We start from the raw sequence: 6,524 nt of genomic DNA, 5'->3' as shown, positions 1-6,524 counted from the left end.
CCGCTTCTGTTTTATGACAGTAACGACAAACTACATCAACTTTAGCCATATCTCACCCATAAGAAAAAGCAGGAAGTTTATCACAATATCTAATCATTGGGAGCATGACCGCCAGGACTGGTTCAGGTCTTCACGCGGGTGGTTGTACAGGGTGAATAACCGCCCCGGCTGGATTGCAATCGCATGACCACGGCCTTGCCCTGTCACGGCATTGTTGCGCAGCCCCTCCAGACGGTAACGGGTGAAATCCTTACCGTGTGCTTCATCCTTAAAACGGCCCGGATAGTCGTAATGTTCGTAATACAACTGCTGGAGAGTATCCTCCTTCATTTGCTGGCTGAATTCGGCCGGCCATGCCGGGTTTTTGAAGGTGTAGTCTTTGAGTTGCACCTGAGCCGGGCGAACCTGTGCCCGGTGTGTCAGGTTGCTCACCGCCGGCTCTCCCAGCGTACTGGTCTCACCCGGCTGGTAGGGCAGAACAATGCCCGGTGGGACAGAGCCGGCATCATCGGCAAACACCAGCGTATTGCGCCCGTTACCGCATTCAAAAAAGTAGAAGATCCCTTCTTCCGCTGTCAGGCGTTGCAGGAATGCAAAGTCACTTTCCTGATATTGCACACAGAATTCCCGCTCCGGGTGGGCATGGCGCAGGCTGAAGACGACATCACGGATACCGTGCTCTTTCAGGAGGGTGGTGATAATGGCCGCAATGTTCAGTTGCTGGAAGATCCGCGAATTCTGGCGCAGGGTGGTGCGCCACAGATCCGGGCGAATACTCATCCGGTAGGTGGTCTGGTGCAGCCCGGTATTGCCCTGTTCAAAGCTGGCGACGATACCCGTGATACTCCGGCTTTCCACGCCATCCTGTGTAATCGTCAGAGTGGCGGAGCGGTCGAGTACGGCCGGAAAATCTATCGCCGGATCAACGCTCGCCAGCCCCACTTCCAGCTGGAACGGCTGGGAAAAGTGTTCATTCAGGGTAAAGTCGGTGACGACAAAGGTTTGTGGCGCCAGACTGCCGGCGGTCAGCGTAAATTGCAGGCCGCTGGGCGAACTTCCGCTCCCACCACCCGGCAACTGGCTGGCTTTTTGCAGGGCTTTGGTGGCGGCGTGCTGGCCATCTGACGCCCGCTTGGCCAGTCCCTGTCCGTGGCTGCCCAATATCCCTGCGGTTTGCTGAGCCAGACGGGCGGCTTGTTGCCCCTGCTCAAACAACGCCTTTCCTTGTTGAAGTTTCGCAATGTGCTTTTTTACTGACATGGTATATCTCCCTGAGATAATGACGGATAACGTTATGGGGCAGGTTATCCAGCCTGATAGCCGTGCAGGCCATAACGTTCGGGCACAAGATTTCAATCAGTTCTGACAAATTCGATAATTAAAGAATCACTACGCGGTGTTATTTATTTTCCGGCATCCAAATAAGCTGAAAATTTCACACAGCAGTATTGATGTAATTTAAAGAAACTTTGATGTCAGAATGCATTGTTTAATTCATGGCAGATAATAATGATGGGAAATAATAAATAACAGACAAGTGAAAACCAAATGAAATCAAGTGAAATAAAAATCCCTCATCTGACAATGACGGGATAAAAAGTTAAAATGATTGCTGCATCAGAGGAATACGCTGTGTTTTTATATATAATAAAATTATTGTCTTACGGAGTGTTGCTGTCAGACAAAACAGAATTTCTGTAACAGAATGAGTTAAAAGCAAAAAAATAATTTTTTTATTTTAAAATTCATGATCATTTTCATTTTATGATAATGATCGCAAAAAAACCTTTTAAAAATGCGAATGCATTTATTACCCCAATTATTAAATGATAGGATATAACAAAAATAAATATTTTATTTGTATTAAAAACGCATATTCAGTGATTTTTTAACTAAAATGAATATTTCTATGGGATAATTCTCATATAGGTCATATTAAAAAGATATTTTTTACATTTGGGAGAGATAGATATTCTATTCGGTTGTAAATATCCGGTAAAAAATAAGAGACAGAATAAGGTAAAAGTTTGACTGCGCCTGACATAATCGTTAATCTCTTTCTTGTTATCTTAATGATCCCATCGCCTGTAAGGATCACCTCCGGGTGGCGAAATTAAAGCTCCCGTAGCCTGAAAGGGAGTGCATCACAATGCGGTACATCTGCGCACTTTTGGAAGCAGATATCATCGGACCCATAACCCAACGTTTCGATGATGAAAGTTTCCCGGTGTTATTCATCACCGGCTACCGACATAACAGGGCAGAACATTCCCTGCCTCACGCTGAACGATACCGTTTTAACCGGTACAACGTTCACCCACGTTTTGCATTTATCACGATAAACGTCCCGAAAACGGCGCGGCGTCACTTGCGTTAAAGCGCAGCGATTACCAAGTGACGCCGCCAGGCGTCAACGTCCAGAGCACGTCCGGTCTGGCTTTACGATCGATTTGAACCACGAATTACTCAAAGTCACCCGTTATTTCGGGTGTTTTCTGATTCTGAACCACTTTATTCGTTTGTTTTTCAACCCCATGCCTTGCAATAGGCTGATGCAGTAAAAAAGGAGAAATAACACCACGTCACGATAATGAGGCGTTCATCCTGGCTAAAATCAGGCACTGAACGGGGAGTACTCCATCGCCGTGCCCAGCATGTCGCGAACTCCTGCAAAAACTCAACGCAATTTTCCCCTGCTACACATTATCTGACGTACCACGGAACGGTGAACCTGAACCGACACGCAGAGACTTGTTTAAAAACGAATGAAAAAGAAGCAAATTAGTAGGAGATGCGAGAATGGCGCAGAAATCGGCACGTTCAAAAATTGAGTTGTTCAGAAAAGAATTTATCACCCATGCTCGAAAAGGGCGCGGAAGTTTTGCGACGGTGGCGGATCGAGAACGGATTGCCCGGCAATTCCTTAACTTTCTGAAAGACAATGGTATCAAGCTCCGGCAGATGGACAGCCTCAAAACCAAATATATTGAGCGCTATATTGCTGAACGTAAAGCCAACAAGATCAGCCACCGAACCCTGCAAAATGAGATGTCAGCACTGCGGACGATTTTAAGGCAGGCGGGCAAGCATAAACTGGCCGCACCGGATAACTTCCGTTTGAGTAACCGGGCACTGGGTATTGTCGAGATGAGTCGCACAGGCACTAAAACTGCATTAATGCCTGCGGAATTTCAGGCGGTTTTCCAGCAAGTTGAGCAAAAAGACCGGAGCGTGGCGGCGGTAATGCAACTGGCGTATGTACTGGGGTTACGTACCAAAGAAGCGGTGGAAGCCTATAAATCCTTAGCCACCTGGAAAAAAGCGCTGGAAAACGGCCATACCTCCGTGCGGGTGGTATTCGGCACCAAAGGCGGGCGGCCCAGACAGACGCTGATACTGGATCGGGAAGCCTTACAATACGCTATTGCCTACGCCGAATGCGAGCAGGCAGGGCGAAGCGGTAAACTGATTGATAAACCGACGGTTATTCAAGCCATATATCGTTACCGGTATATTGTCAGAAGTGCTGGTCTGAGCGGTAAGAAAGCCCCACACAGTATGCGCTATTATTTTGCCCAGCAATCTGGTGAACATTACAAGGCGCAGGGTTTCAGCGAGCAGGAAGCGCAGGCATTGGTATCGATGGATTTAGGGCATGGCGATGAGCGAGGACGCTATATCAGGCAAGTGTATTACCAGAATATTGAGGGCGAATAAGCTGTATTGGATCATACACGGTCTGCTGCTTTGGTCATTGGAATACGAGCAAACCAACCTTGACACTTAGCCGATTATTCACATGTTATCTCTAACCCGTTTCTGCCCCATTGTGTGTTAGTTACCGATGGTTGAATTACATCGGTAACCTATGTCCAGACCACTCCAAATAGAAGGCTTTAAATTTACGTTAATATGACATGTGAAAGAGAATAAAAATAGTCATGATTTGTATTAGCTGCGATTTGACCTGAGGCTATCCTACGGTAGGGCACGATTAAATTTGACGGTCGGCTATGGGCGAGGATCGGACTGTTTACCTGTATAGTCTGAGAGTCACAACGAGACCATAACTAACAGCTGAGTGCATTAACTAACCCGATATATGGACACCGACTTGAGTTAAGTCGGTGTCCATATATCGGGTTAGTTAATGCGACAGAGCCCGCAAGAACAGTACAACTTTGCCCAGCGCACCGTCCATCACATAACTACAGTTGGACGTGGCTCCATCTTTGCAAAACGATAACAAATATCTATTAATTTCATTGTTTCTAAGGATTCATCCAATGGAATAGGAGAAACGCTATGTTGTAGATAATCTAAAAATGATTGTAATTGATGAGTGTAACTATAAGTTTTTCCTAATTTTTCTATTACTGTCGTTTGATTAGTCTCAATTAATATACGATCATCCATATGTGGATGTAAGAAATTGAAAGCAAAAACTCTACCTTTTTCACCTATGAATTCAATCGTGAATTCAATTCTATCACCTCCCATATCACAATGAACGGTTCCCATTAATCCATTTGGGTAATTTACTATAACGTCTGCTTTCTCATCTACCCCTGAATTTTTCAATCTTTCATGAGTCCGGCACTTGTATATCTGAGGCCCACCTCCCCCAAATGATTTAAGACGATTAAAAATATGCATGGCATAACACCCTAAATCCATTAGAGCTCCTCCGGCCAACTCAAGCGACCATCGTGGATCATTAACAGGAGCCTCTGGCATAATCATTACAATGTTTATTTTTTTTAATTTACCAATAACATCTATATTTAGTAATTCATTTATTCTTATCCAAACTGGATGGAAGCTGTAATGAAATCCCTCCATAAGAAAACTATTTGTGCTACGTGCTATTTCACAAATTGATCTAGCTTCACTTTCATTGCTAGAAAAAGGTTTTTCTGTTAAGACATGCTTACCCGATTTAATCGCTTTTATATTCCATGGCCCATGTAATCCATTTGGCAGTGGATTATATATAATATCAATTTTTGGATCATCAATTAGTTGCTGATAAGTGTTATGGTAACGTGTAAAATTGTGCTGTTTAGCAAATTTTTTTGCCTTTTCTGGATCTCGCGCTGCAACTGAATAAAGCTCAATATTCATCAAATTAGCAGGTAAAATAATTCCTAGCTCTACTATTCTAGCTGTACTTAATACACCAATTTTAAATTTTGACATGTTTATTTATCCTTATTTTTTCACGCAAAAATTATACATGCCTGAGAATTTCCACAATTTTGTTTTCTTTAGAAAAAATTTAGCTCATACCTCAGGTACCTTAGTTCCCTTCTTAAACAAACTTAAGGTTAAATAATAATATTTCAAATTTTTACTTTTGATCTTCGATAGTCTCGCAATCCTAATAGTAAAGCTAACACCAAAGCAGCGGAAGATAGTAATCCTCCTACTAAATTTGGTGATTCGTAGCCGTAATTCGATGTTATTACGACACCCCCCAACCAAGCTCCTATAGCATTACCTAAATTAAATAATCCAATATTTACAGCAGATGCAAGATTAGGAGCACCAGCCTCTCTCGATTTATCCATAACTAAACGTTGAATGGGAGATATTGTTGCGAAGCCAAAAGCACCCATTAGAAAAATGCTTAAGCAAGCAATTAATGTATTTTCAGCATAAATCCAAAAAACAAATAACACTAACCCTTGTAACCCAAGAGTCCAATACAATAAAGGCATTAGAGCTTTATCCGCTAGTTTTCCACCGATTATATTGCCAAAAAAAAGACCTAAACCGAATATCAATAGTACCCATTTTATTGAATTTTCTGATAACCCAGTAATATATGTCATCATAGGAGAAATATAAGTAATAGAAGTAAAGAAAGCAGCTGGCCCTAAAATAGTGATACCCATACAAATCAATACATTATAATTTTTGAAGGCAAGTAATTCTGTTTTTATATTTGTGTTGGTTTGTGATTGAGACCTAGGAATTAACTTTAAAATTCCTAGTAGAGCAACAAGGCCAATACCCGAAATCATAACGAACGTTATTCGCCAAGAAATCATTTGCCCTAACCAGGTTCCTAAAGGTATTCCTATTAAAGTAGAAAGAGTCATTCCGCTAAACATAAATGCAATTGCACTTGTTTTTTTATTTTTAGGAACAAGTTCAGCTGCAATGATAGAGCCTATTCCAATAAATGAACCATGAGTTAGAGATGTTATTACACGACCAGCAATAGCTAACCAAAATGTTGGTGCACAAGCCGTTAATATATTTCCAACGATAAAGAATATCATTAATATGGAAAGCATTTTTTTTCTTTCTACACTTTTCCCTGCAATGATTAAAACAGGTGCACCAATGAATACTCCCAAGGCATAACTTGTGGCCATATACCCTGCTGCAGGTATTGACACCCTAAATTCAGTTGCTATTTCAGAAAGTAATCCTGAAATTACAAACTCTGTTGTACCAATTCCAAAAGTAGCTATAGCTAGAGCCCAAATCGCTGCTGGCATGAGAAAGCCTCTATA

At 42.4% G+C, this 6,524-nt stretch carries 4 protein-coding genes and 1 pseudogene; 2 read left to right on the top strand and 3 right to left on the bottom strand.

The window, feature by feature from the left end:
- Window positions 1–99: 99 nt before the first annotated feature.
- Window positions 100–1,260: pseudogene (gene tssI, locus AAC854_RS12945) on the bottom strand (type VI secretion system tip protein TssI/VgrG); the annotation flags it as partial.
- A gap of 889 nt (window positions 1,261–2,149) precedes the next feature.
- On the opposite strand from tssI, the gene AAC854_RS12940 reads away from it, so the two are divergent.
- Together AAC854_RS12940 and AAC854_RS12935 are read left to right on the top strand one after the other, a co-directional pair.
- The gene (locus AAC854_RS12940) at window positions 2,150–2,377 is read left to right on the top strand and encodes a hypothetical protein (protein ID WP_340617455.1); all 228 of its coding nucleotides are present in this window, start codon (window positions 2,150–2,152) and stop codon (window positions 2,375–2,377) included.
- 422 nt (window positions 2,378–2,799) lie between these two features.
- The gene (locus tag AAC854_RS12935) at window positions 2,800–3,717 is read left to right on the top strand and encodes an integrase domain-containing protein (protein WP_340617454.1); all 918 of its coding nucleotides are present in this window, start codon (window positions 2,800–2,802) and stop codon (window positions 3,715–3,717) included.
- 483 nt (window positions 3,718–4,200) lie between these two features.
- Here AAC854_RS12935 and AAC854_RS12930 read toward each other — a convergent pair whose 3' ends face one another.
- Both AAC854_RS12930 and AAC854_RS12925 read right to left on the bottom strand, forming a co-directional pair.
- Complete coding sequence (locus AAC854_RS12930; protein ID WP_340617453.1) at window positions 4,201–5,199, bottom strand: Gfo/Idh/MocA family protein; 999 nt, start codon at window positions 5,197–5,199, stop codon at window positions 4,201–4,203.
- A gap of 143 nt (window positions 5,200–5,342) precedes the next feature.
- On the bottom strand, window positions 5,343–6,509 hold the full coding sequence (locus AAC854_RS12925; protein ID WP_340617452.1) for an MFS transporter: 1,167 nt from the start codon (window positions 6,507–6,509) through the stop codon (window positions 5,343–5,345).
- Window positions 6,510–6,524: the final 15 nt, after the last annotated feature.

Origin of the sequence: Xenorhabdus entomophaga (assembly GCF_037996725.1) — a bacterium.
In the GTDB taxonomy this organism is placed as follows: Bacteria; Pseudomonadota; Gammaproteobacteria; order Enterobacterales; family Enterobacteriaceae; genus Xenorhabdus; species Xenorhabdus khoisanae.
The sequence above is the reverse complement of the archived record's forward strand: the minus strand, read 5'-3'. Positions and strand labels throughout refer to the sequence as shown.

Coding starts and splice junctions, on each gene's coding strand:
- AAC854_RS12940 (WP_340617455.1), top strand. CDS start 2,150: ATGCGGTACATCTGCGCACTTTTGGAAGCAGATATCATCGGACCCATA.
- AAC854_RS12935 (WP_340617454.1), top strand. CDS start 2,800: ATGGCGCAGAAATCGGCACGTTCAAAAATTGAGTTGTTCAGAAAAGAA.
- AAC854_RS12930 (WP_340617453.1), bottom strand. CDS start 5,199: ATGTCAAAATTTAAAATTGGTGTATTAAGTACAGCTAGAATAGTAGAG.
- AAC854_RS12925 (WP_340617452.1), bottom strand. CDS start 6,509: ATGCCAGCAGCGATTTGGGCTCTAGCTATAGCTACTTTTGGAATTGGT.